Source organism: Micromonospora sp. NPDC049282 (assembly GCF_043197045.1).
Classification (GTDB): Bacteria; Actinomycetota; Actinomycetes; order Mycobacteriales; family Micromonosporaceae; genus Micromonospora.
In genome coordinates, this window is the sequence record NZ_JBICSL010000028.1 from 1 (window position 1) to 23,117 (window position 23,117).

Sequence of the window (23,117 nt, forward strand, 5' to 3'; positions counted from 1 at the left end):
CGCTGTAGCGGGCGGCCAGGTGGTTGGCCAGCGGCAGCCACGCCTCGATGACCTGGTTGCGCAGGGCGGCCCGCCGGGGGTGGCCCGCCGGCAGTGCGGCAAGCGCCGCGATCAGCTCGCCGGCGCGGTTCTCCTCACCGGTCTGCGGCGCGCGGTGCACCTCGGTGACGGACGGTGCCATGGTCATCGTGGTCATGCTGCCCTTCCTGTCCTCGGAGAACGGGGTGGACTCCCACACCGGTCGTGCGAGCAACACTAGACCAAAGTTCATCGGCAAATCAACCGAACGGCCGATGGATGTTTAGTTTCATATTCGGACATAACCCCCGGCGCGGCGCGGAGATCCCGGTCAACGGAGCATCAGCGGCCGGTAGTCGGCGGCGGTCAGCGGCAGCGCCGAGACACTCCCGTCGGCGCGCGGCACCTCCAACGGCTGCCCGTCGCGCCGGAACGCCACGCTGTACACGTCCGGCCGCTGGGTGAGGCTGCACACGATCTGACCGAAGGCGAGCACCTCGTCGTTGCGGCCGGCGTCCTGCCCGGCCTGCCGCACGTCGATGGTGGCGACGGTGCCGGACAGCGTCGCCCCGGCCACCACCACGCTGCCCGGCAGCGCGGTGGCCAGCCCGCTCCGCCGCTCCGCGCGGTCCGGCCCGGCCAGCAGGTGCTGCAGGTGCGTGTCCACCCCCGGCAGGCCGTCGACCCGGCGGTTGACCACCGCCAGCCCTTCGTCCCGCACGAAACAGAACGGTTCCCCCGCCCGACCGTCCGGGTCCGCGGTCGACGTGCCCGCCGGCGTCGGGAACCGGCCTGGCGGCTCGCGCACCAGCCGGGGCTCGTCGTCCACCGGGACGCCGCAGCCGGCCAGCAGGACGACCGCGAGCAGCGCCGGAACCAGTCGCCGGACCCGGGGTCCACGCGTGGCGGACCGGCCGGGAACCAGTCGCCGAACGTCGCGGACCGCCCCCGGCGGCCGCTCGGGAACCGGCCGCGCGGTCATCGGACCGCCCCCGGCAGCTCGACCCGGAACCGGGCGCCCGGGTTCCGGTCCAGCGCGGCGGCGGTCCCACCGTGCGCCGCGGCGTGCTGGGCCACCAGGGCGAGTCCCAGGCCGGTGCCGTCGGTGCCGGCCCGGGCGTGCGCCGCCCGGCCCCGGACGAACCGGTCGAAGATGGCCTCCCGGTCCGCCGTCGGCACGCCCGGCCCGTCGTCGTCGACCTCCAGCGCACCCACTCCGTCCACCGCGTCGAGCCGGACGGCGACCGGACCGCCGCCGTAGCGCTCGGCGTTCTCCAGCAGGTTCGACAGGACCTGGGCGAGCCGACGTCGGTCGACCCACCACTGGTGCGGAACCCCGCCCCCGACCTCCACCAGGCTCTCCGGCAGCGACCGCTCCCGGCAGGCGGCCCGCGCCAACTCGACCACGTCGACCGTCTCGCGGTGCGCGGGTTGCTCGGTGCGGGCGAGCTGGATCAGATCGTCGACCAGGCGCTGGAAACGGGCCACCTCGTCGGCGACCAGACCCGCCGCGGTCGCGGTCCGCTCGTCCTGGTGTTCCTTCCGGCGGTTCAGCACACTGGCCGCCGCGGCCAGCGTCTGCAGCGGGGAGCGCAGTTCGTGGCTGACGTCGGCGGCGAAGCGCCGGTCCCGGTCGATCCGCTGCACGAGCTTGTCCACCATCTCGTTGAACGAGCTGGACAGCCGGGTGAGATCCGGGTCGGTGGTGGGGTCGAGCCGGGTCGCGAAGTCGCCGGCCGCGATCCGCTCGGCGGCGTCGGCGACCGCGGTGAGCGGTCGCAGGCTGTTGCGGGTGGCGTACCAGCCCAGCGCCGCGCCGGCACCGGCGATCATGATGGCGACCGCGGTCAGCGCCAGCCCGACCACCTGGAACGTGTCCTCCACCTCACGCAGCGAGGTCAGCTCGTAGTAGCCCAGCTCCCCGGGGAGCGGCACGCCGACCAGCAGCGTCGGCTGCCCGTCGAGGCGGATCCGCTGTATGGCGGGCTGCCCCTCGGCGACCACGCGTTGCAGCTCCACCGGCACCGAGCTGGCGCCCACGTCGGCGGTGCGGGCGTACCAGCCGGTGCGCAGGTGCAGCAACGGGCGGCGGGCGCTGCCGGTGTCCAGCGAGCGCAGCACGGCCACCACGTCCGGGGTGCCGGTGTCGAGGCCGGAACGGACCACCGCGGCGTCGTAGTACGCGGCCCGGACCGCGGCGCGCTCACGCTCGTCGAGCAGCGAGCGGCGAGTCAGGTCGTACGAGAAGAGGGCCATCAGCGCGGCCAGCAGCAGGGCCCCGACGGCGAACGCGGCGGTGACCCTGGCACGCAGTCCCGGGCGGCTCATCGTTGCAGCTTGTAACCGAGGCCGCGAAGCGTGACCAGGTGGCGGGGATTGGCCGGATCCGGCTCGATCTTCTGCCGCAAGCGGCCCACGTGCACGTCGACCAGCCGTTCGTCGCCGGTCTCGTAGCCCCACACGCGGCTCAGCAGCTGCTGGCGGGACAGCACCCGGCCGGCGTGCTCGGCCAGCTCGCACAGCAGCCGGAACTCGGTGCGCGTCACCGGCACCGGCTGGCCCGAGCGGCGGACCTCGCCGGCCTCGGCGCTGATCTCCAGATCGCCGAAGAACTGGGCCGGCGCCGGGCCGACCACGGTGCGCACCCGCCGGCGCAGGGCCCGCAGCCGGGCCGACAGCTCCTTGATCGCGACCGGCTTGACCACGTAGTCGTCGGCGCCGGCCTCGAGTGCGGCGACGATGTCATGGGTGTCGTCACGGGCGCTGATCACCACGACCGGGACGTCGTCGTCGCGTCGCAGCTGGCGGATGCAGTCGAAGCCGTTCATACCGGGCAGCATCAGGTCGACGAGCACGTAGTCGGCCGGGCTCTCCCGCTGCCGGCGCAGCCCCTCCTCCGCGGTCGCCGCCCCGTCGGCGTCGTAGCCCTCCTCCTCCAGGGCGAGCTGCAGCGCGAGCCGGATACGGTCGTCGTCCTCGATCACCAGTACGGCCGTCATACGGGCATCATGACCGGCTGGTCACGGGTCGCCCAATCGCGTCGGCCGTTCACGGTTTTTGTCATCGAACCGTCATCCAACCGTCCGGTGACCTCCACGGTCGCCGCAGAGAGTGGGAAGCGCCCCGGAACCCGTCACGGAAGCGACCCGATGACCAGCCTCCTGCCGTCCTCCCCGCCGGACTCCATCGTCCCGCACGTGCGGGTGGAAATCACCGATGAGCTGGACCTCGACGGGCTGTCCGAGGTCGCCCACGTGCTCGACCAGGTCCTCGCGCTGCGCCCCCGCGAGGTGACGATCGACCTCGCCGGGTGCCGCCACGTGGACGCCGCCGCGATCGCGCTGCTGCTGGACGTGCGCCACCGCCTGAGCCGACGTGACGGCACGCTCACCCTGAGCAACCCGCATCCGCGGATCCGGCGCATCCTCGCCACCGCCGGAGTGGACGTCGCCGTTCCCGTCGTCGACTCGCCCCGCGCCGCCGCACGCGGCCGGGCCCGGGTCACGTCCGTCCCGCGCTGAGGAGGAGTGGTGACCGTCAGCACGCTCGTCGGGGCACTCGTCGTCGGGCTCGCGATCGGCGCGGTGGGTCGCCTCGTGATCCCGGGCCGAAAGGCCGCCCCGGTCTGGCTGACCCTCTCGCTCGGCGTGGCCGCCGCCCTGCTCGGGGCGATCGTGACAGGGCTGGTCGACCGCCGCCCGGCGGGCTCGCCGCTGCTGCCCCTGCTGGTGCAGTCCGGCTTCGCCGCCGTGGCGGTCGTCCTGGCGGTGCTCGCCGCCGGGCGGACGGCGGCGGACCCGCAGGCGCCCCAGGACCCGGGCGCCCGGCGGAAGGAGGAGGTGTGACGGTCGTACCGGTGGAACACCTGATGATGCTGATCTGCGACGGCTGCGGCGACAGCGTGACCGGCGCCGGCACCACCCTCCCGGACGCCGAGGTGGTGTGGACGCTGGTGTTCGAGCACGACTGGGTCGGCTCGCCGTTCGCCTCCGGGCCGCACCACTGCCCCCGGTGCAGCGTCCGCGCGGCGGTCGCCGACCACGGCCTGGGCATGGACGACCTGGAGCAGATCGGCGGCCCGAGCGCCGCCCCGGAGGAGGCCTCGGCCGAGGCGGTACGCCGGGCGCTGGCCCACCGGTCCGTGCGGGGCGACCGGGTGCTGGTCGACCTCGCCGGGCTGGAGGTGATCGATTCCGCCGGCCTCGGCCTGCTGGTCCGCGCCCACCAGGAGGCTCGGCGCGACGGTCGGCAGCTCTGCCTGGTGGCGCCGTCGCGGTTCGTGCTCACCGTGTTGCACACCATGCGGCTCGACGGTGTCTTCGGCGTCGTCGACGGCCGCGCCCCGGCGTCGGGTGCCGCGCCCGGCGGGCGGTCATGAACGAAGAAGAAGGAGCCTCCGCAGTGATGATGCCCTGGCCGTACCCCGAGTTCCCGTTCACCGGCGGGCCGGAGCCCGACGACGCGGACGGGCGGCTCTCCTCGCTGGTCGCCCAGCGGCTGAGCGCCGACTGGACCACCCGGCGGCAGCAGATCACGGTGACCGTGCAGAACCGGGTGGTGATCCTCGCCGGGATGGTCGCCGATCCGGAGACCCGCCGGGTCGCCGCCGAGCTGGCCTGGGACGTGCCGGGCGTCTTCGACGTGTGCAACGCGCTGCGGCTGTACGGCGGTCGCCGCACCCGGCGCTGACCTGGCCGGCGGCGGTTGCACGTATCGGCGTCCACCTCTACCCTCGGCGTGGGAGCGCTCCCCAGGGCGCCACGTCGGGCTTTCCGGGCAGGTTCACGACGGGCACCGTCCGATCATCACCCACAAGATGGGACCTTCCCGCATGTTCTCGATCCCTCGCCCGTCCCGGCGGCACCTGCTCGTCGGCGGCGCCGTCGGCGCGCTCGCCCTGGCGGCGACCGCCGTCCTGCCGCCGACGAACGCGATGGCGGCGACCGGCTGCGCCGTCACCTACACCACCAACTCCTGGCAGGGCGGCTTCACCGCCAACCTGACGATCAAGAACCTGGGCGACCCGGTGAGCAACTGGACCCTGGGCTTCACGTTCCCCGACGGGGGCCAGCGGCTGGTGCAGGGCTGGTCGGCCACCTGGCAGCAGAGCGGCTCCGCGGTCACCGGGCGCAGCCTGGACTACAACGGGTCGCTCGGCACCGGGGCCAGCACCACCGTCGGTTTCAACGGGTCGTGGACCGGGTCGAACCCGAACCCGACCTCGTTCACGCTCAACGGCACGGTCTGCACCGGCGGCACCAGCACCTCGCCGCCCAGCACGCCGCCGCCCACCACACCGCCGCCCACCGAGCCCCCGCCGACGACCCCGCCGCCGCCGACCGGCACCACGCCGGTGGCGATCAACGGGCAGCTGCGGGTCTGCGGGGTCAACCTCTGCAACCAGTACGGCCGGCCGATCCAACTGCGCGGCATGAGCACCCACGGGTTGCAGTGGTTCGCCAACTGCTACACCGACACCTCGCTCACCGCGCTGGCCGACGACTGGCGGGCCGACCTGCTGCGCATCTCGATGTACGTGCAGGAGAAGGGCTACGAGACCAACCCGGCCGCCTTCACCAACCAGGTGAACACGCTCGTCGACAAGGCCGAGGCCCGGGGCATGTACGCGTTGATCGACTTCCACACGCTGACGCCCGGCGACCCGATGTACAACCTGGACCGGGCCAAGACCTTCTTCGCGAACGTGGCCTCGCGCAACGCCGCCAAGAAGAACGTGATCTACGAGATCACCAACGAGCCCAACGGGGTGAGCTGGTCGACCATCCGCAACTACGCCGAGCAGGTCATCCCGGTGATCCGGGCCAACGACCCGGACGCCGTGGTCATCGTCGGCACCCGGGGCTGGTCCTCGCTGGGCGTGTCCGAGGGCGGCAACTCCGACGAGATCGTCAACAACCCGGTCCGGGCGGACAACATCATGTACACGTTCCACTTCTACGCCGCGTCCCACCGGGACGACTACCGCAACGAGGTGCAGCGGGCCGCCTCCCGGCTCCCGCTGTTCGTCACCGAGTTCGGCACGGTGACCTACACCGGTGACGGCGCGGTCGACACGGCCAGCAGCAACGCCTGGCTCGACCTGCTCGACCGGCTGAAGATCAGCTACGCGAACTGGACGTTCTCCGACGCGGCCGAGGGCAGCGCGGCGCTGCGGCCGGGCACCTGCGCGGCGGGCGCCTTCACCGGCCCCTCGGTGCTCACCGAGTCCGGCACGTACATGCGTAACCGGATCCGCACCCCCGACAACTTCCCCACCTCCTGACCGGGCGGCCGGCGGCGACCCTCCCCCCTTCGGGTCGCCGCCGGCCCGCCCCCGTCTCAGGACGCGATCAGGCCGGAGCGCCGCCACAGCACGCGGCCGGGGCCGGCGATCAGCCCGAGGTCCGTCAGGTGCTCGGCGATCCGCTGGGCGGACCAGCGCAGGGTTGCCTGCCAGTGCGGGTTGGTCCGGGCCGCGGCCAGGCCGACCGCCGGCGGGATGCCGACCGCCGCGTACGCCCGCGGGTTCACCAGCCGCCGGCTGATCGAGTGCGCGGCCCGGCCGATCACCAACCGCGCGTAGCCCAACGCGACCGGGCCGGCGGCCTCGACCTGACGGGCCAGCTCGTCGCGGGCGAAGCGGACGTGCCGGGCCTCCTCCACCACGTGGATCCGGGACACCATGCGGATCAGCGGCTGCACCGACTCGTCGGCCATGGCCTCGCGCTGGAACGAGTCGAGGATCTCCTCGGCGATCAGGATGGACGCGTACATCTGCGGGCCGGTGGCGGTCGCCTTCAGCCAGCGGCCGAGCAGGTGGTCGACCGGGTCGGCACGGTAGACCGGACAACCCATCGCCTCGATGAGCCGACCGAACATGATGGAGTGCCGGCACTCGTCGGCGACCTCGGTAAGCGCGTACTGGGCGTGCCGGCTGGTCGGGTCCGCGTCGTAGTAGTGCCGGATCAGCATCTGCATCAGGATCGTCTCGAACCACAGCCCGGCGCTGGCCGCGCCGGCCACCTCGTGCTTGGTCAGCTCGATCCGCTGGTCCTCGGTCATCTCCGCCCACAGCGACGTGCCGTAGAGGCTGCTGCGTCGCGGCGGCATCCAGTAGGCGCCCGGTACCGGGGGCGCCGACCAGTCGAGGTCCACCATCGGTTCGTAGCTGGTCCGCACCGAGGCGGTGAGCAGGCGGTCGGCGACCGCCTCGCGGGGGAATCCGGCCGGCGTCCGCTCCATGACCCCTCCAGGTTGACGTAACTTTCAGTAACTGTTACGAGTAGTAGCATGCGACGCACCTCCACCGATGTCAATGGCTCCGACGGCTCGTCGGAGCCGCCCGAGCCCCGGCGCACCGGCCGGCGGGACCGCTGGGCCGATCATCGCGAGCAACGCCGGCAGGAGCTGATCGGCGCCGCCGTGCAGGCGCTGCTGCGATTCGGCCCGGCCGTCGACATGGACCAGGTGGCGGCCACCGCCGGGGTGAGCAAACCCGTGCTCTACCGCTACTTCGCCGACAAGGCGCAGCTCTGGCTGGCGGTCAGCGAGGTGGTCGCGGCGCGCGTGGTGGACGCCATCGCGCCCGCCGTGGCGCAGGTCCGCGAGGAACGGGCGCTGGTCGAGGCGACCATCGACGCCTACCTGAGCGTGGTGGAGTCCGAGCCGACCCTCTACCGCTTCCTCGTGCACGAGGCCGGCCACCCCGGCATCCAGCAGGTGGTCACCGGCACCAGCCGGCAGGTCGCCACCGGGCTGGCCCGGGTGATCGGCGACCGGCTGCGTGCGCTCGGCCTCGACGCCGGGCCGGCCGAGCCGTGGGCGTACGGGCTGGTCGGGTTCGTCCAGGCGGTCGGCGACTGGTGGACCACGCACGGCCAGCCGATCCGCCGCGAGGCGCTCACCGACTACCTGACCACGCTGCTGTGGAGCGGCATCGAGGGGGTCCGGCGCGGCGCCGACCTGCCGCCGGAACTGACCCGCGCGCACGAGCGGATCGAGCGGTGAGCTGGCAGGGCCCGGCCGAGGTGGCCGGCACGCCGGTGCGGCTGCACGCCGCCGGCCGGTGGGAGCCGGTCGACGGCCGCTACCACTGGGCCGGGCGGATCGAGCCGGAACCCCGGGTGGCGCGGCTGCTGCGCGCCGGCCGGCGCGACGTCGAGGTCCGGATCGGCGAGCGGGTCACCCGCGGCCGCCTCACCGAGGTCGACCCGTGGGGCGGCGTGCGGATCACCGGCGTCGGCGTGCCGCCCTGGACGTAAGGCGGGGCCCCCTTGTTAACACCCGTGTGTTGACAAGGGGCCCCGCCTTAACCTGGGGCCATGATCGCCACCGTGCTGCTCGTCTTCGGTCGCGGAGTGGTGGCCGGCGACGGCGGCTACCGGCTCACCGCGGAGAGCGTCGCCCGCACCCGGGCCGCCGTCGCGTACGTCCACGCGCACTCGGCCGACTTCCGGGCCGCGACCGGCGCGCGCGTGGTGTTCACCGGGGGCTGGCCGCACGGGCCGGCCGGGGCGCCCGACCCGCCGGCGGACCACCGCGAGGGCGAGCTGATGCGGGCTCTGGCCCGCGACGCCGGTCTCGACGCGTACGCCCGGCTGGACGCCGAGACCCGTTCCCGCACCACCCTGCAGAACCTCGCGCTCACCGTGCAGGACGGGCTGCTCGACGCGGCCCGGTTCACCCCCGAGCACCCGCTCGGGCTGGTCTCCCACCCGTGGCACCTGCCCCGGATCCGGCTGCTCGCCGGTCGCGTCCTCGGGCTGCGCGGCCCCGAACTGCTGGACGTGCCGGTGACCGGCCCGGATCCGGTGCCGGCCCGGCGGGAGCGGGCGGCCCGGGTCGCCTGCCGGATCGGCTATCTCGGCCTGCGTACCCCGGAGGCGCTGTTGCGGCGCGAGCGCGGGCTGACCCGCGCCGCGCACCGGGTCGAACGGCTCCTCGGCGGTCGTTGACCACGGTGGATTCGCGGACCGCCGCCGGGGGTACGACGGTCCGCGATCGACCCGGCGGGCCGTGCCGGCGGGCGAGTTCACCCATGGGAGGTTCCGTGATCGCGCTGGTGCCGGTGTACCGGCCGGGTGACCGGCTGCCGCCGCTCGTCACCGACCTGACCGCCGCCCTGCCCGGCGCGTCCGTGCTGGTGGTCGACGACGGCAGCGGCCCGTCCGCCGCCGCGGTGCTCGACGCGGCCCGCGCCCGGGGCGCCACCGTGCTGCGCCGCCGGGTCAACCGGGGCAAGGGCGTGGTGCTGCGCACCGGTTTCCGGTACGCCACGACGCACCGCCCCGGCGACGGCGTGGTGTGCGTGGATGCCGACGGCCAGCACGAGGTGTCCGACGTGGTCCGGGTGGCCGAGCGGATGCGCGACACCGGCGCGCAGACGCTTGGCGTGCGCCGGTTCGACGGCGAGGTGCCGGCTCGCAGCCGGTTCGGCAACGCGGCGACCCGGGCGGCGTTCCGGCTGGCCACCGGTCGCGACGTGCGGGACACCCAGACCGGCCTGCGCGCCTACCCGGCCGGGCTGCTGAGCTGGCTCGCCACCATTCCCGGCGACCGGTTCGAGTACGAGATGAACGTGCTGCTGGAGTCGGCCCGGGCCGAGCTGCCGATCGAGCAGGTCGACATCGCCACCCGCTACCACGCCGGCAACTCGGGGTCGCACTTCTCGGCGCTGGCCGACTCGGTGCGGATCTACCGGCCGCTGGTCGGCTTCGCCGCCGCCCGGGCGTTCTCCCCCGGGCGGCGACGGGCCGGATCAGGGATAGCTGACCAGGTTGACCGGGACGGTGGCGGTGCCCTGCGCGGTGGCGCCGGTGTCGTTGACGACGTGGGTGATCGACCCGTTGCCGCCCAGTGAGACGGTGAGCAGGTCGTGGAACCGCACGCCGGCCCGGGTGGGCGCCTCGAAGGCGTGGTAGGCGGCGATCGTCGGGTCGACGTTGAAGTAGCAGTAGCTGCCCATCCCCCAGCCCTCGAACGAGGTCACGGTGTCGGCGACCTTGAACGCCGCGTAGCCGACCCGTGAGCCGTTCGTCCAGGCGGCCGCGTTCGGCGGGTCGTAGGGCAGCTCGTTCTGGAAGAAGATGGTCCGCCCGTTCTCGCCGTTCCAGATCACCTCGTGTTTCTGGTAGTGCTCGACGAAGAGCCCGAGCGCGGTGACGTTGTCGCCGTTGACGATCAGGCCGGTGTCGGCGGTGTTCACGGTCCAGCCGATGCCGGTGCCGTGGTCGCCCCGCCAGGCCCAGATGTGGTCGATCAGCGTGTCGTCCTGGTTGACCACCAGGCTGGTGGTGGCCTTGCCGGCGTGCGCGCCGCCGATGCGGAAGAAGACGTCCTGCACGGAGGTGGGGTTGGCGGCGTGGCGCGCGCTCGACCCGGCCGGTCCGACCTGGAGGAGCACCGGCGAGTTCACCGCGCCGGCGTCGAACAGCAGCCCGGCCAGTCGGACGCCGTCGACGTCCGCGACCGTCATCGGCACCACGCCGTTCTGCGGCACCAGCGTCGGGTAGCCGATGCCCAGGACCACGGTGCCGGCGCGGTTGACCGCGATGGTCTGGTCGACGGCGTAGACGCCGGGGGTGAACAGCAGGTTGAGCCCCTGGGCCAGGGCGGCGTTGATGGTCGCGGCGGAGTCGCCGGGCTTCGCCACGTAGAACTGGCTCAGCGGGATCGACGTGCCCGGGGTGGACCCGCCCAGCCAGGACGCCCCGCTGGCGTTGGTCCGGGTGGACGGGACGAACACCTGGTAGTTGCCGACGCTGTCGAGGTACAGGTAGGGCACGTCGCGGCTGACCGGGGTCTGCGCAAGCGTGGTGTACGGCGGGTTCGGGAAGCTCGTCGCGGGCGCGCCGACCACGCCGGAGTTGGTCACGTTCCAGACCGCGTTGAGGTAGCCGCCCACGTTGCTGTCGCGGGTGTACCACTGCTGCTGCGAGTAGGGCTGGACGACGCCGGTCACCCGGCTGTCCGCGACGTAGCCGCCGCTGGCCCAGCCGTAGCCGTTCGGGGCCAGGTTGAGATCGCCCTGGATGTCCATCCGGCGGAACGGCGCGGCCTGTGACACCGCCCAGCGGGTGAACCCGGCCGACGGGAAGACCCGCATGTTCGACGCCGACCGCCAGAAGTTCTGGGTGGCGTTGCCGTTGAACCAGCCGGCGTCCACCGTGACGTCGCCGTGGATGCGCACGTCACCGGGGTTCCGGCCGAGCCCCATGATGGAGGTGTAGAAGCCGATCTGCGCGTTGATGCCGGAGTAGTCGCCCGGCTTGAACGCCAGCGCGTACCGCTGGGTGCCGAACTGGTTGGACTCCTGGGTGCGGAAGACGGCATCGAGCTGCGCCTGGATGCTGGCGGCGGACATCGACGGGTCGAACGTGATGACGTTGGGTCCGAGCGGCCCGCCGCCCGGCACGGTGCCGCCGCCGGTGGTGTTGACGACGACCTCCCACAGCGAGTAGCCGTAGCCGGTGGCCCGCGCGGTGCCGTACACCCGCAGGTAGCGGCCGGATCCGCTGACCGTCACCGCGTCGGTCCCGCCGTCACCGGTGGTGGTGCTGTGCACGGTGGTCCAGGTGGCGCCGTCGGTCGAGGTCTGGATCTGGTACGCCCGCGCGTACGCGGCCTCCCAGGTCAACACCACCCGGCACACGGCGCGGACGCTGCCCAGGTCGACCTGGAGCCACTGCGGGTCGGCGGCGGCGCTGGCCCAGCGGGTGCCGGGGTTGCCGTCGACCGCGGCGGAGGCGGGGGTGCCGGCGTTCTCGGTCGACGAGGCGGTCGCCGGCCGGCCCTGCGCCGCGTTGGTCGCGGTGTCGCAGCCGCTGCCGCTCCCGGTGCTGCCGTAGACCTGGAACTCCCAGAGGGAGTAGCCGTAGCCGGTGGCCCGCGCGGTGCCGTACACCCGCACGTAGCGGCCGGTGCCGCTGACCGTCAGGTCGTCGGTGCCACCGTCACCGCTCGTGGTGCTGAACACGGTGGTCCAGGTGGCGCCGTCGGTCGAGGTCCGCACCTGGTACGCCCGGGCGTACGCGCCCTCCCAGGTCAGGCTGACCCGGGAGACGGCGGCGGTGGCGCCGAGGTCGACCTGGATCCACTGGGGATCGGCGAACGCGCTGGACCAGCGGGTGCCGGCGTTGCCGTCGGTGGCGTTGGACGCCGGGGTGCCGGCGTTCTCGGTGGAGGAGGCGGTGGTGGGTCGGCCCTGTGACAGCAGTGGGTCGGCGGCCCGGGCCGGGCCGGGCGGCGCGACCAGCGCCACGGCGGCGAGCAGGGCGGTCAGCGCGGCGAGCAGCGGCCGGGTCGACCGGCGGCGTGCGGACGACAGGAGCGGTACGGGTGACATGGCATCTCCGGGACGGGTGGAGTGCGGCGGCGGGGAGAGGGTGCTCGGGCGGGTCGAGGGTGCCTGCCCGTGCGCTGGACCTTCCCCGTACGCAGTGGCACATGTCAATTCCTCGAGGCGCTCCCGACGGCTTTTTTCGCGCCTTGTGAAAAGTCCGGAACGAAGCGGTCCCACACCTGGGGCGCGTTCGTGGACAAGAGATGGATGTGGATAGATATGTGCGATCCGCGCCGGAGTTCAGGCCCCGGCCGGGGAGCCCACAGCCGGCGCGGGCGGGCCGGCACGGTGGCGCACCTCGGCCAGCATCTCGTCGACGGAGCCGGCCGGATCGGTGATCGGGAACTGCGCCGCCCGCACCACCGCCGACGGATCGACAAGCAGGGTCAGCCGCTTGAACCGGACCACCCCGCCGGCCCGGAAGGTCGGCAGCAGCAGGCCGGCGGCGAGCCGGGCGTCCTCGTCGGCGACCAGCGGATACGGCAGCCGGGCGTGCGCGGCGAAGGCGGCCAACTGGTCCGGGCGCTGGGTGCTGACGCCGCGCACCTCCGCCCCGGCGGCTCGGAACGACGCATGGCGATCGGCGTACGTGCGTGACTCCAGCGTGCACCCGACGGCGCCGGGGATGTCCGCCCAGGCGGGTGGCAGCCCGGGCGCGCCCGGCGCGAAGGCGCCCGGGAACAGGTAGAGCACGGTCCAACGGCCGGGCACGGCCGGCGACTCCACGGCGCCGTCGTGGCGGGTCAGCTCCAGCGGGGGCAGCCGCCGGCCGACGAGCCGGTGCACGCGACGCGCCTCGGCCGAGCCGGCGTCCGCGGTCCCGGTCAACTCGCCGTCGCCCATCACATGCCGGGTCCCCCAGTCCTGGAGCGCGACCAGCACCGGCAGCAGGCCCTCGCCCTTGGCGGTCAGCAGGTAGTCGTGGCGCGGGGGATGCAGCGAGTAGGGCTCGCGCCGCAGCACGCCCTGCGCCACCAGGCCGCCGAGCCGCTCGGTGAGCGCGCGCCGGCTCACCCCCAGCTCGCGCTGCACGGCGTCGAACCGGGTCGTGCCGCCGGCGATCTCGCGGACGATAAGCACCGCCCACCAGTCTCCGAGCACGCCGAGCGCCTGCGCGATGCCGCAGTCCGCGTCCCCGAGTTCGGCCCGCTTCACATGTCACCCCCAGGACGACTATAGTCCGTTCCAGATTGGAACTCACTGGCCCGGATCGGGGGTTGACGGAATGTCCGTCGAGCAGCGGGCCGGGATGTTCTGGCGCTGGTGGGCTGCCTTCACCGCCAGCTCCCTGGGTCCACGGTCGGCGCGGTGGCGTTGCCGCTCACCGCGCTGACCGTGCTGGACGCGTCCGCGTTCGAAATGGGGCTGGTCACGGCCGCCGGTTACCTGGCCTGGCTGGTGATCGGCCTGCCCGCCGGCGTGATCGTGCAGCGGCTCCCACTGCGCGGTCTGCTCTCCCCGGTCCGGCGCCTCCGCGACCTGACCGACCTGCGCGTCGGCGCGCCGGCCGCCCCGGAGCCGGTCGCCGCGCCCTGAGACGCCGCGCTCAGGCCGGCAGCACCGCCGCCGCCACCCGACGGACCCGGTCGTGGTGGGTGAGCACGTCGGCGTTGTCGACGTACTGGTCCACCGCGCCCACCGGCGGCCGGCCACGCAGCTCCGGATCGATGATCGCGGCGCGCAGCGCCTCGACGAACCGCCCCGCGTCCAGCACCAGGAACGGCCGGTCGTGGAACGGCCGCGCCGCCGGGTCCACGGGCGCGGCCAGCCCGGCGTCGTTGGTCCAGCCGGCCACCGTCTCCAGGGCACGTACCAGACCGGCCTGCCGGTCCGCCCAGTCGCCGCCGCCGAGCGCGGCAGCCAGCGCGTCCACCATCGGCCCCGCCGCCGGCAGGCCGGCGAAGACCGTGCCCAACCACTTCGGGTACGGGGGCCAGCGGCGGCGCAGCAGCAGACCGAGACGCATCAGGTCGCCGGCCAGCCCGGCGGTGACCACCCGGCTGCCCACCTCGTCGCCCACCTCGGCGCAGCGACCGGCCAGGTGCTCGGCCTGCGCCACCCGCTGCCAGCACGCCGCCAGCACGTGCCGCCAGACGTCGTCCGGATACCACGCCAGCCGGGCCCGGACGTCGGTGAGCGCGCCGCCCAGCCCGTCGTGGAACACCGCGCCGCCGGTCAGCTCCGCCAGCCGCTGGGTGGGCGTGGCCAGCCAGTCCGCCGTCGACAGGCCGGCGCGCGGGTCGACGCCCAGCCGGCCCCGCAGCCACGACCCCAGTTCGTCGACGCTCACCCCGTGCCGGTCGCCGCCCGCGCGGACCACGCCGAGCCGGACCGTCGGCCCACCGGCGAACCGGGCCGGCCAGCCGAGGAACTCCGCCGGCAGCTCCGCGCCGAGCACGGCCCGGACCTCCGGGACGCGGGTCGCGTCCGCCACGAAGATCTGCGTACGGGGACCCCAGTCGTGGTCGGTGGAGCGTGGCGTGTCGAGACCGAGCAACTCGGAGCCGCCGTCGAGCAGGCCGGCGGAGTACGGCAGGCCGGGCAGCCGGCGGGCCAGCAGCGGGGCCACCACCTCGTCGTGGAACCGGCGGGCCAGGATCAGGCCGGGTACGAACGTCACCGCGCCATTCTGCGCACATCGGCGCCGGCCACGCCTGCCGGTTCCCGGCCCCGCGGCCGCCTCCCCACCCCGCCTCCGGGGTGTGCCACGCTGTCCCGCGTGGCACACCGACCCCCGATCCTGCTGATCGACTCCCCCAGCCTCTACTTCCGCGCCTACTTCGGCATCCCCGAGTCGGCCGCGAAGACCGACGAGGGCCAGCCGGTCAACGCCGTGCGCGGCTTCCTCGACATGCTCGCCCAGTTGGTGCGCACCCGCCGGCCGGACCGGATGATCTGCGCGCTGGACCACGACTGGCGGCCGGCGTGGCGGGTGGAGCTGCTGCCGTCGTACAAGGCGCACCGGGTCGCGCCCGAGGGCGGCGAGGTCGTGCCGGACACGCTGTCCCCGCAGGTGCCGATGATCCTGGAGGTCCTCGACGCGCTCGGCATCCCGGCGGTCGGCGCCACCGGTTACGAGGCCGACGACGTGCTGGGCACGCTCTCGGTGACCCAGCCCGGCCCGGTCGAGGTGGTTTCCGGCGACCGCGACCTGTTCCAGCTCGTCGACGACACCCACCCGACCCGGCTGCTCTACATCGGCCGGGGCGTGGCCAAGCTCGACGACTGCGACGACGCCGCGGTGCGCGCCCGCTACGGTGTGCCGGCCGACCGGTACGCCGACTTCGCCGCGCTGCGCGGCGACCCGAGCGACGGCCTGCCCGGCGTGCCCGGGGTGGGCGAGAAGACCGCCGCCCGGCTGGTCGACCGCTACGGTGGGCTCGACGGCATCCTGGCCGCGCTCGACGACCCCGGCTCCGGCTTCGCACCGGGCCTGCGCGGCAAGCTCGACGGCGCCCGCGACTACCTGGCCGTGGCGCCGAAGGTGGTCCGGGTCGCCACCGACGTGCCGCTGCCCGGGCTGGACCCGGCGCTGCCGACGGCCCCCGCCGACCCGGACCGGCTGCTCGAACTGGCCCAGCGCTGGAACCTGGCCGGCTCCTGCCGGCGCCTGGTCGACGCGCTCGCCGCCCCCCGCACCTGAACCCCGTGCCGCCACCCGGCGCCGCGGCACGCCCCTGTCCGGGCACACCCCAGCCACGGCACGCCCACGCTGGGGCTTGCCCCAGCCCTGGCCTGTCCGGGTGCCCGCCGATTCGCGCCAGCCATGCCCGATTCGGCCGTCCGCAGCCCAACTTCCCCTCCCAACGCCCGACGATCCCAAAGACCGAGATCGATCTTCCGCTATGCGGAAGAGGCAGAGATCTTGGTGCGGAAGTGCCCCCATAGGGGCCAATTCCTTCCAAGATCTACATCTGCTACCCACCGCGGTCTGCGCGACGGCGCGTGGTGGCGTCCACCGGCGCGGTCCGGGCCGGTCTGCGGGTCCGATACCGCCAGTTCGCCCGTACCGGCGAGCCGACCCGGACGGCAAGCCACCCGAGGACAGGTGCGGCGAGGGTGGAAGGCCGGACCGGTGGGTCGCCGACGCCGGAGAACGCCTCGCGGCCGGGCGTCAGCTGCGGGGGTCGCTCTTCCGGCGGGACGGGAACTGGGCGCCGGGCTGCGCCAGCGTCGAGCGGGCCCGCAGGCCCACCGGATCCGGCGCCGGCTGCTCCGGCACCGCGCGGGTGGCCCGCAGGCCGACCGGGTCCGGCGCCGGCTCGGCCTCGGCCGTCGCCGGCACGCCGTCCAGCCGTGCCGCCACGTACGCGGCCCCGGCCCGGTCGTCGTCGGACGGCGCGGCCAGCAGCGCGTAGACCAACCCGACCACGCCGAAGACCACGGCGAGCACGATCGGCACCAGCAGTCCGCTGACCTCGGTGCCGGTGGCGCCGGCACGGCTCTCGTGCAGGTGCACCGACAGCGCGCTCATCCCGGTGAAGTGCATGCCGTTCACGGCGATGCCCATGACCAGCGCGGAGGCGATGATGGCGAGGCCGCGCCGGACGGTCATCGCCAGCCAGAGCGCCACCGTGGCGGCCACCAGCGCGACGACGACGGAGAGCGTCACCCGCAGCGGGTCGTAGCCGAGGGTGCCGTCCAGCCGCATGGCCGCCATTCCGGTGTAGTGCATGGCGGCCACCCCGGCGCCGGTGAAGAAGCCGCCGGCGAGCAGCCGGACCGCGGTGAGCCGGCCGGTGCCCACGATGGCCAGGCCGATGCCGACCGCGCCCACCGCGATCACCGTGCTGGCCGCGGTCAGCGGCACGTCGTAGCGGATGCGGGTGCCGCTGACCGCGAAGCCGAGCATGGCCATGAAGTGCATCGCCCAGATGGCGGTGCCGCCCAGCGCCCAGGCCGCGAGCAGACCCCACCAGGCGCGCTGGCCGGCGCCGGTGGCGGTCCGGATGCGGCCGGCGCAGACCAGGCCGAGCGCCGAGCCGAGCACGGACAGCGCGTAGCTGAGCGCGGGTGTGATCCACCCGTACTCAAAGTGATTGATCTCGCCCACGGTGACCTTCCCCCGATCCGCTACCGGCGCGTAAGCGTCGCGCCCCGGCAATGATCCGGCAGCGCCTGACCAGGCAGGACACCACCCCCCGAAATGTTCGGGGGGTGGTGTCGCGATGACACAGCGATGCGTCGACTTTCCTGGCGCCGGTGACCGGAAGTGATCGTCAGGCGGAGGCGTGGTAGGCCAGCACGCCCCGGTTGACGGCCGAGATCGCCTGTCGCGCGGTGGCCCGAAGCTCGGTCGAGGCGCCGCCCGAATCGGCGATCTGGCCCAGCAGGTCCACCACCTGCCGCGCCCACCGGACGAAGTCGCCGGCCGGCATCTCGCCGTCGATCTGGTGCCCGCTGGCGAGCACCTTGGCGAGCGCCTCACCGCGCGCCCAGCGGTAGATCGGCCAGGCGAAGCCGAGATCCGGCTCGCGGGTGACCGTCAGGCCACGCGCCGCCTCGTCCGCCTCGATGTCACTCCACAGCTTGAGCGTCTCGTCGACCGCGTCGCCGACCGCGCCACGGGGCAGCGACGCCCGCTCGTCGAGGTCCCGCCGCGCCTCGAAGACCACCACCGACACGGCGGCCGCCAGCTCGGCCGGGGAGAGCCCGTCCCACAACCGGCGGCGCAGGCACTCGGCGACCAGCAGGTCGGCCTCGGTCCAGATCCGGGCCAGCATCCGGCCCGCGTCGGTGACCTCGCCGTCGGGGGCCAGGTAGCCGCGTGCGGTCAGCAGCGCGACGATCCGGTCGAACGTCCGGGCCAGCGAGCCCGTCCGACCGCTCACCCGCTGGCGCAGCTCCTCGGTGTCGCGCTCCAGCCGGCGGCGACGCTCCGCCCACCGGGCGTGCTCCTCCCGGTCCGGGCAGGCGTGGCAGGGATGCCCGCGCAGCTCGACGCGGAGCTGGCTGAGCCGGTGGTCCTCCCCCACCGCCTGGCGGGAGCGCCCGCCGCGCCGGCCACCGTGCCGGTCCAGCCCGGTGCCGCTGACCTCGGCGGCCAGGTCGCGCCGGGCCGCCGGCGACCGGTGGTTGAAGTGCTTCGGCACCCGGATCCGGGCGAGCACCTCGGCCGGGCTGGTGAAGTCGCCCGGGCTGACCCGCCCGGCCCACCGGTCCTGGGTGAGCACCAGCGGGCGGGGCTCGCCGAAACCCCCGGTGGCCGGGTCGAGCACCACGGCCAGTCCGGCGCGCCGCCCCGACGGCACCCGGATCACGTCGCCGACCCGCAGCCGCTCCAGCGAGGCGACGGCCGCCGCCTTGCGCTGGGTCTGCCCCTGCCGGGCGATGGCCCGCTCCCGGTCGGCGATCGCCACCCGCAGCGCGAAGTACTCGTCGAAGTCGCCCTGGTGGCAGGCGGCCTCCGCGCCGTACGCCTCGATCGTCTCGGTGTTGCGCTGCACCTGCCGGGCCAGGCCGACCACCGACCGGTCGGCCTGGAACTGCGCGAAGGAGGACTCCAGCAGCGCCCGGGCCGGCTCCGCGCCGACGCTGCCGACCAGGTTGACGGCCATGTTGTAGGACGGCCGGAAGCTGGACCGCAGCGGGTAGGTGCGGGTGGAGGCGAGACCGGCCACGTGCCGGGGGTCGGTCTCCGGTGACCAGACCACCACCGCGTGGCCCTCGACGTCGATGCCCCGCCGGCCGGCCCGGCCGGTGAGCTGGGTGTATTCGCCCGGGGTGAGGTCGACGTGGGCCTCGCCGTTGAACTTGACCAGCCGCTCCAGCACCACGCAGCGGGCCGGCATGTTGATGCCCAGGGCCAGCGTCTCGGTGGCGAAGACCGCCTTGACCAGGCCACGGACGAACAGCTCCTCGACGACCTCCTTGAACGCGGGGAGCATGCCGGCGTGGTGGGAGGCCAGCCCGCGCTCCAGGCCGTCGAGCCACTCCCAGTAGCCGAGCACGGTCAGGTCCTCGCCGGGGATCGCGGTGATCCTGGACTCGACCACCTCGCGGATCTCGGCGCGCTCCTCCGCGGAGGTCAGCCGCAGCCCGGCGGCGAGGCACTGCTGGACGGCGGCCTGGCAGCCGGCCCGGCTGAAGATGAACAGGATCGCCGGGAGCAGCCCCTCCCGGTCGAGCCGGTCGACGATGTCGGGACGGATCGGGCCACGCCACCGGGGGCCGCGCCGGCCGCCGCCGGGGCCCGCGCTGCGCCCCTCGCCCAACTCCAGTCGGCGCATCGTGTCGCGGGTGTGGCGCAGCAGCTCGGGGTGCACGTCGTGCTTGCGGGCCGCGTCGGCGTCGTGGAACAGGTCGAACATCCGCTTGCCGACCAGCATGTGCTGCCAGAGCGGCACCGGCCGGTGCTCGGAGACCACCACCGTGGTCTCGCCGCGCACCGTGACCAGCCAGTCGGCGAACTCCTCGGCGTTGGACACGGTCGCCGAGAGCGACACCAGCGTCACCGACTCCGGCAGGTGGATGATCACCTCTTCCCAGACCCCGCCGCGGAAGCGGTCGGCCAGGTAGTGGACCTCGTCCATCACCACGTAGGCCAGGCCCTGGAGGGTGGCCGAGCCGGCGTAGAGCATGTTGCGCAGCACCTCGGTGGTCATCACCACCACGGGCGCGTCGCCGTTGATCGCGTTGTCGCCGGTGAGCAGGCCGACCTGCTCGGCGCCGTAGCGGTCGACCAGGTCGTGGTACTTCTGGTTGGACAGCGCCTTGATCGGCGTGGTGTAGAAGCACTTGCGCCGGGTCACCGGCCCGCCGTCGTCGGCCGGCGAACCGGGCGCGCCGCGCAGCGCCAGGTGCACCGCGAACTCGCCCACCACGGTCTTGCCGGCGCCGGTGGGCGCGCAGACCAGCATCCCGCTGCCCCGCTCCAGGGCCTCACACGCCTCACGCTGGAAGTCGTCGAGGTCGAACCCGAGATCACGGGAGAATTCGTCCAGGGCCGGGAAGGCGGAGGCCTGCGCGGCCCGGCGGCGCGCCGCGGCGTACCGCTCGGCGGGGCTCGACATGCACCCAAGATTAATCGGTACCGCCGACGACCACCGGTCAAGGCCGTCCGGCAGGGCGGTCCGGGCGGGTCGGTAGGGTGCACGACGTGCCGGACCGTACCGAACTGCCCCACGCCTCGAGCGGCGCCGACGACGCCGTCCGCCCGGGTCCGTCCCGCCGGCCCGTGGAGGCGGTGCTCTTCGACTTCCACGGCACCCTCGCCCAGGTGGAGGAACCGCTGGCCTGGGTGCTCGCCGCCGCGGCCGCCTGCGGGGTCGAGCTGGACCGGATCCGGGCCACCTCGCTCGCCGACCGCCTGCTCACCGCCGGCCGGGCGGGCGGCCCGCGGCCGGCCCGGGTGCCGCCCCGGCTGGCCGAGCTGTGGGCCGACCGCGACCTCTACCCGCACGCACACCGGGGCGCCTACACCGGGCTGGCCGAGACCGTCGACGTCGGCATCGACGGGTTCGCCGACGCGCTCTACGAGCGGGTGCTGGTCCCCGAGGGTTGGCTGCCGTACCCGGACACCGCCCCGGTGCTCGGCGCGCTCGCCGCCGGCGGGGTGAAGGTGGCGGTGGTCAGCAACATCGGCTTCGACCTGCGGCCCCTCTTCGCGGCCTGGGGCCTCGACGGGCTGGTCGACGCGTACGCGCTGTCGTACGAGGTAGGGCGCTGCAAGCCGGACCCGGGCATCTTCCTGCGGGCCTGCGGGATGCTCGGCGTCGACCCGGAGCACACCCTGATGGTGGGCGACACCCCGGCCGACGCCGGCGCGGTAGCGGCCGGCTGCGGGGTGCTGGTGCTGCCCGCCGCCGACGCCGGCCGGTCGAACGGGCTGGGCGCGGTGCTCGACCTGGCCGGGGTCGGATGATCGGGCGCCCCGGCTAAGGTCAGGGGCGTGACCGCCAGCCACCCCTTTCCGCCGCGGTCGCCGGGCCGGCTCGGCGGGGTCGCGCTGGTGCTCGGCGGGGCGCTGTCGGTGCAGTTCGGCTCCGCGCTGGCCGCGCTGCTGTTCCCGCGCACCGGGGTGGCCGGCGCGGTCACGCTGCGGCTGGCCCTCGGCGCGCTGCTGATGCTCGCGGTGTGCCGGCCCCGGCTGCGCGGGCACCGGCGCGACGACTGGTCGGCCGTGGTCGCGTTCGGGCTGGCCCTGGCCGGCATGAACTCCATCTTCTACCAGGCGATCGAGCGGATCCCGCTCGGTCCGGCCGTCACGCTTGAGGTGCTCGGCCCGCTGGCGCTGTCGGTGGTCGGCGCGCGCCGGGCGGCGGCCTGGTGCTGGGCCGGGCTGGCGCTGGCCGGGGTGGCCCTGCTCGGGCAGGGCGGGTTCGACCGGCTCGACCCGCTCGGCGCCGCGTTGGCGCTGGCCGCGGGCGCCATGTGGGCGGCGTACATCGTCTGCTCGGCCCGGGTCGGCGCGCGGTTCCCCCGGGCCGACGGGCTGGCCCTGGCGCTCGCCGTGGCCGCGCTGGTCACCCTGCCGATCGGGCTGGTCGACGCGGGCGGCCGGCTGGCCGACCCGGCGGTGCTGGGGCTCGGCGCCGCGCTGGCGCTGCTCGCCTCGGTGCTGCCCTACAGCCTGGAGCTGGTGGCCCTGCGGCGGCTGCCCACCGCGACGTTCGCGGTGCTGATGAGCCTCGGCCCGGCGGTCGCCGCGCTGGCCGGCTGGCTGGTGCTCGGCCAGGCGCTGCACCCGGTCGAGGTGCTCGCCATCGGGCTGGTGGTGGCCGCCAGCGTCGGCGCGGTCCGGGCCGCCGCCGGCCCGCCGCCGGTCGCGCCGCCGCCGGTGCTCAGCGGAGCAGCCGCAGCGCCGCCGGCACGGCGGTGACGGTCACCGGCAGGGCGAACGCGCGCTCGCCGTCGGCGTACGTGGTGATGCCCTCGGCGGCCAGCTCCACCGTTCGGGCCCGGTAGGCGCGCACCAGCGGGTGCGTCACGTGGGTGCCCCGGTAGATCCGCGGCTTGACCCGCATCAGCGTGCGCCGGTCGAAGCGGCCGCCCACCACCACGTCCAGCAGGCCGTCGGTCGGGTCGGCGTCCGGGCAGATCCGCATGCCGCCGCCGTAGCTGGCCGCGTTGCCGACCGCGACCAGCACCGCGTCCACCTCGTGCGGCACCCCGTCGAGGGTCAGCCGGTAGCGACGCGGCCGCAGCCGGGCCAGCTCGGCCAGGATCGCCAGGTCGTACCGGCGGGGGCCGCGCGGCCAGCGCATCCGGTTGGCCCGCTCGTTGACGATCGCGTCGAACCCGGCCGCGAGGACCGCGCCGTACCAGCGGTCGTCGCCGCCGGGCCGGGACAGCCGGGCCAGGTCGACCGGGCGGCTGCGGCCGGCGGCCAGCGCGTCGGTGATCACCTCGACGGCCGCGCGGGGTTCGGCCGGGAACCCGGTCTCCACCGCGAAGTCGTTGCCGGTGCCCGCCGGCACCGGTCCGAACGGCACGGCCGTGCCGGCGACCGCCTGCATCGCGCGGTGCACCGTGCCGTCCCCGCCGACCGCCACCAGCGCCCCGGCGCCGCCGGCCACCGCGGCGTGGCACGCCGCTTCCGCCTCCTGCGGGGTACGCGCGCGCAGCAGCTCGACCGGGCGGCCGGCCCGGCCGAGGCGCGCCAGGATCTCCGGCAGCAGGCCCCGGTGCCGCCCTCGGCCGGCGGTCGGGTTCGCGAGCACGGCCACCGGGCCGGACGGGACATGATCGAGCGCGGTCACGGCGAGCACCGTACGGCACGAGTCGCGCCACCCACCAGGGGAGACACCCACACCGGGCA

22 protein-coding genes and 2 pseudogenes are annotated in these 23,117 nt (G+C 74.5%); 13 read left to right on the forward strand and 11 right to left on the reverse strand.

Features of this window, described 5'->3' with window-relative positions; translation table 11 throughout:
* The 4 genes and pseudogenes from ACGFI2_RS29075 to ACGFI2_RS29090 form a co-directional block, all read right to left on the reverse strand.
* Positions 1-196 (reverse strand): annotated as a pseudogene (locus ACGFI2_RS29075) (RNA polymerase sigma factor SigF); the annotation flags it as partial.
* 153 nt (positions 197-349) lie between these two features.
* Positions 350-1,000 carry a GerMN domain-containing protein gene (locus ACGFI2_RS29080; protein ID WP_393522953.1) on the reverse strand — a complete coding sequence of 217 codons (651 nt, stop codon included), beginning with the start codon at positions 998-1,000 and terminating at the stop codon, positions 350-352.
* On the reverse strand, positions 997-2,346 hold the full coding sequence (locus ACGFI2_RS29085) for a sensor histidine kinase (RefSeq protein ID WP_393522956.1): 1,350 nt from the start codon (positions 2,344-2,346) through the stop codon (positions 997-999). The genes ACGFI2_RS29080 and ACGFI2_RS29085 overlap by 4 nt, the downstream gene beginning before the upstream one ends.
* Positions 2,343-3,017, reverse strand: a complete 675-nt coding sequence (locus ACGFI2_RS29090) for a response regulator transcription factor (protein WP_393522959.1) — start codon at positions 3,015-3,017, stop codon at positions 2,343-2,345. Before ACGFI2_RS29090 ends, ACGFI2_RS29085 begins: the two co-directional genes overlap by 4 nt.
* A 150-nt stretch (positions 3,018-3,167) precedes the next feature.
* Between ACGFI2_RS29090 and ACGFI2_RS29095 the strand changes: the two genes are divergently transcribed.
* From ACGFI2_RS29095 to ACGFI2_RS29115, 5 genes are all read left to right on the forward strand, one after another.
* Complete coding sequence (locus ACGFI2_RS29095) at positions 3,168-3,539, forward strand: STAS domain-containing protein (RefSeq protein WP_393522962.1); 372 nt, start codon at positions 3,168-3,170, stop codon at positions 3,537-3,539.
* Positions 3,540-3,548: 9 nt separating this feature from the next.
* On the forward strand, positions 3,549-3,863 hold the full coding sequence (locus tag ACGFI2_RS29100) for a GlsB/YeaQ/YmgE family stress response membrane protein (RefSeq protein ID WP_393522965.1): 315 nt from the start codon (positions 3,549-3,551) through the stop codon (positions 3,861-3,863).
* Positions 3,860-4,396, forward strand: a complete 537-nt coding sequence (locus ACGFI2_RS29105) for an STAS domain-containing protein (RefSeq protein ID WP_393522968.1) — start codon at positions 3,860-3,862, stop codon at positions 4,394-4,396. The genes ACGFI2_RS29100 and ACGFI2_RS29105 overlap by 4 nt, the downstream gene beginning before the upstream one ends.
* A 23-nt stretch (positions 4,397-4,419) precedes the next feature.
* Positions 4,420-4,707: a BON domain-containing protein gene (locus tag ACGFI2_RS29110; protein ID WP_393522971.1), complete on the forward strand. Its 288-nt coding sequence runs from the start codon at positions 4,420-4,422 to the stop codon at positions 4,705-4,707.
* A gap of 142 nt (positions 4,708-4,849) precedes the next feature.
* Positions 4,850-6,301 carry a cellulase family glycosylhydrolase gene (locus ACGFI2_RS29115; protein ID WP_393522973.1) on the forward strand — a complete coding sequence of 484 codons (1,452 nt, stop codon included), beginning with the start codon at positions 4,850-4,852 and terminating at the stop codon, positions 6,299-6,301.
* Between the two features lie 56 nt (positions 6,302-6,357).
* Here ACGFI2_RS29115 and ACGFI2_RS29120 read toward each other — a convergent pair whose 3' ends face one another.
* Positions 6,358-7,260 (reverse strand): diiron oxygenase, encoded by a 903-nt coding sequence (locus ACGFI2_RS29120; RefSeq protein ID WP_393522976.1) that lies wholly within the window; start codon positions 7,258-7,260, stop codon positions 6,358-6,360.
* Positions 7,261-7,308: 48 nt separating this feature from the next.
* On the opposite strand from ACGFI2_RS29120, the gene ACGFI2_RS29125 reads away from it, so the two are divergent.
* The 4 genes from ACGFI2_RS29125 (at position 7,309) to ACGFI2_RS29140 (ending at position 9,877) form a co-directional block, all read left to right on the forward strand.
* Positions 7,309-8,025 (forward strand): TetR family transcriptional regulator, encoded by a 717-nt coding sequence (locus tag ACGFI2_RS29125; RefSeq protein ID WP_393522978.1) that lies wholly within the window; start codon positions 7,309-7,311, stop codon positions 8,023-8,025.
* Complete coding sequence (locus tag ACGFI2_RS29130; RefSeq protein ID WP_393522981.1) at positions 8,022-8,279, forward strand: DUF4873 domain-containing protein; 258 nt, start codon at positions 8,022-8,024, stop codon at positions 8,277-8,279. The genes ACGFI2_RS29125 and ACGFI2_RS29130 overlap by 4 nt, the downstream gene beginning before the upstream one ends.
* A gap of 60 nt (positions 8,280-8,339) precedes the next feature.
* Entirely contained in the window at positions 8,340-8,972 is a 633-nt protein-coding gene (locus ACGFI2_RS29135; protein ID WP_393522984.1) for a YdcF family protein, read from the forward strand.
* 83 nt (positions 8,973-9,055) lie between these two features.
* A complete protein-coding gene (locus ACGFI2_RS29140; RefSeq protein WP_393522987.1) occupies positions 9,056-9,877 on the forward strand; it encodes a glycosyltransferase family 2 protein in 822 nt (273 codons plus the stop codon).
* Here the strand turns inward: ACGFI2_RS29140 and ACGFI2_RS29145 are convergent.
* Both ACGFI2_RS29145 and ACGFI2_RS29150 read right to left on the reverse strand, forming a co-directional pair.
* A complete protein-coding gene (locus tag ACGFI2_RS29145) occupies positions 9,776-12,361 on the reverse strand; it encodes a discoidin domain-containing protein (protein ID WP_393522990.1) in 2,586 nt (861 codons plus the stop codon). The two genes, ACGFI2_RS29140 and ACGFI2_RS29145, sit on opposite strands and share 102 nt — an antisense overlap.
* 237 nt (positions 12,362-12,598) lie before the next feature.
* Positions 12,599-13,513: a winged helix-turn-helix transcriptional regulator gene (locus tag ACGFI2_RS29150; RefSeq protein ID WP_393522992.1), complete on the reverse strand. Its 915-nt coding sequence runs from the start codon at positions 13,511-13,513 to the stop codon at positions 12,599-12,601.
* Between the two features lie 70 nt (positions 13,514-13,583).
* Between ACGFI2_RS29150 and ACGFI2_RS29155 the strand changes: the two are divergent.
* Positions 13,584-13,804, forward strand: a pseudogene (locus ACGFI2_RS29155) (MFS transporter); the annotation flags it as partial.
* A gap of 100 nt (positions 13,805-13,904) precedes the next feature.
* Here the strand turns inward: ACGFI2_RS29155 and ACGFI2_RS29160 are convergent.
* Positions 13,905-14,978: a DUF4037 domain-containing protein gene (locus ACGFI2_RS29160; protein ID WP_393522995.1), complete on the reverse strand. Its 1,074-nt coding sequence runs from the start codon at positions 14,976-14,978 to the stop codon at positions 13,905-13,907.
* 99 nt (positions 14,979-15,077) lie between these two features.
* Between ACGFI2_RS29160 and ACGFI2_RS29165 the strand changes: the two genes are divergently transcribed.
* Positions 15,078-16,001 carry a 5'-3' exonuclease H3TH domain-containing protein gene (locus tag ACGFI2_RS29165; RefSeq protein WP_393522998.1) on the forward strand — a complete coding sequence of 308 codons (924 nt, stop codon included), beginning with the start codon at positions 15,078-15,080 and terminating at the stop codon, positions 15,999-16,001.
* 471 nt (positions 16,002-16,472) lie between these two features.
* Here ACGFI2_RS29165 and ACGFI2_RS29170 read toward each other — a convergent pair whose 3' ends face one another.
* A complete protein-coding gene (locus ACGFI2_RS29170) occupies positions 16,473-17,411 on the reverse strand; it encodes an MHYT domain-containing protein (protein ID WP_393523001.1) in 939 nt (312 codons plus the stop codon).
* 166 nt (positions 17,412-17,577) lie between these two features.
* Entirely contained in the window at positions 17,578-20,370 is a 2,793-nt protein-coding gene (locus ACGFI2_RS29175) for a DEAD/DEAH box helicase (RefSeq protein WP_393523004.1), read from the reverse strand.
* A gap of 86 nt (positions 20,371-20,456) precedes the next feature.
* Between ACGFI2_RS29175 and ACGFI2_RS29180 the strand changes: the two genes are divergently transcribed.
* Both ACGFI2_RS29180 and ACGFI2_RS29185 read left to right on the forward strand, forming a co-directional pair.
* Positions 20,457-21,221, forward strand: coding sequence for an HAD family hydrolase (locus tag ACGFI2_RS29180; protein WP_393523007.1), 765 nt, complete (start codon positions 20,457-20,459; stop codon positions 21,219-21,221).
* 27 nt (positions 21,222-21,248) lie between these two features.
* Positions 21,249-22,178, forward strand: coding sequence for a DMT family transporter (locus ACGFI2_RS29185; protein ID WP_393523009.1), 930 nt, complete (start codon positions 21,249-21,251; stop codon positions 22,176-22,178).
* Here ACGFI2_RS29185 and ACGFI2_RS29190 read toward each other — a convergent pair.
* Positions 22,141-23,067: a diacylglycerol kinase gene (locus ACGFI2_RS29190; protein WP_393523118.1), complete on the reverse strand. Its 927-nt coding sequence runs from the start codon at positions 23,065-23,067 to the stop codon at positions 22,141-22,143. The two genes, ACGFI2_RS29185 and ACGFI2_RS29190, sit on opposite strands and share 38 nt — an antisense overlap.
* Between the last annotated feature and the right edge of the window lie 50 nt (positions 23,068-23,117).

Bases quoted from the DNA above. Each gene is read 5' to 3' on its own strand.
- ACGFI2_RS29080 (WP_393522953.1), bottom strand. From the start codon at position 1,000: ATGACCGCGCGGCCGGTTCCCGAGCGGCCGCCGGGGGCGGTCCGCGAC.
- ACGFI2_RS29085 (WP_393522956.1), bottom strand. From the start codon at position 2,346: ATGAGCCGCCCGGGACTGCGTGCCAGGGTCACCGCCGCGTTCGCCGTC.
- ACGFI2_RS29090 (WP_393522959.1), bottom strand. From the start codon at position 3,017: ATGACGGCCGTACTGGTGATCGAGGACGACGACCGTATCCGGCTCGCG.
- ACGFI2_RS29095 (WP_393522962.1), top strand. From the start codon at position 3,168: ATGACCAGCCTCCTGCCGTCCTCCCCGCCGGACTCCATCGTCCCGCAC.
- ACGFI2_RS29115 (WP_393522973.1), top strand. From the start codon at position 4,850: ATGTTCTCGATCCCTCGCCCGTCCCGGCGGCACCTGCTCGTCGGCGGC.
- ACGFI2_RS29120 (WP_393522976.1), bottom strand. From the start codon at position 7,260: ATGGAGCGGACGCCGGCCGGATTCCCCCGCGAGGCGGTCGCCGACCGC.
- ACGFI2_RS29125 (WP_393522978.1), top strand. From the start codon at position 7,309: ATGCGACGCACCTCCACCGATGTCAATGGCTCCGACGGCTCGTCGGAG.
- ACGFI2_RS29135 (WP_393522984.1), top strand. From the start codon at position 8,340: ATGATCGCCACCGTGCTGCTCGTCTTCGGTCGCGGAGTGGTGGCCGGC.
- ACGFI2_RS29140 (WP_393522987.1), top strand. From the start codon at position 9,056: ATGGGAGGTTCCGTGATCGCGCTGGTGCCGGTGTACCGGCCGGGTGAC.
- ACGFI2_RS29145 (WP_393522990.1), bottom strand. From the start codon at position 12,361: ATGTCACCCGTACCGCTCCTGTCGTCCGCACGCCGCCGGTCGACCCGG.
- ACGFI2_RS29175 (WP_393523004.1), bottom strand. From the start codon at position 20,370: ATGTCGAGCCCCGCCGAGCGGTACGCCGCGGCGCGCCGCCGGGCCGCG.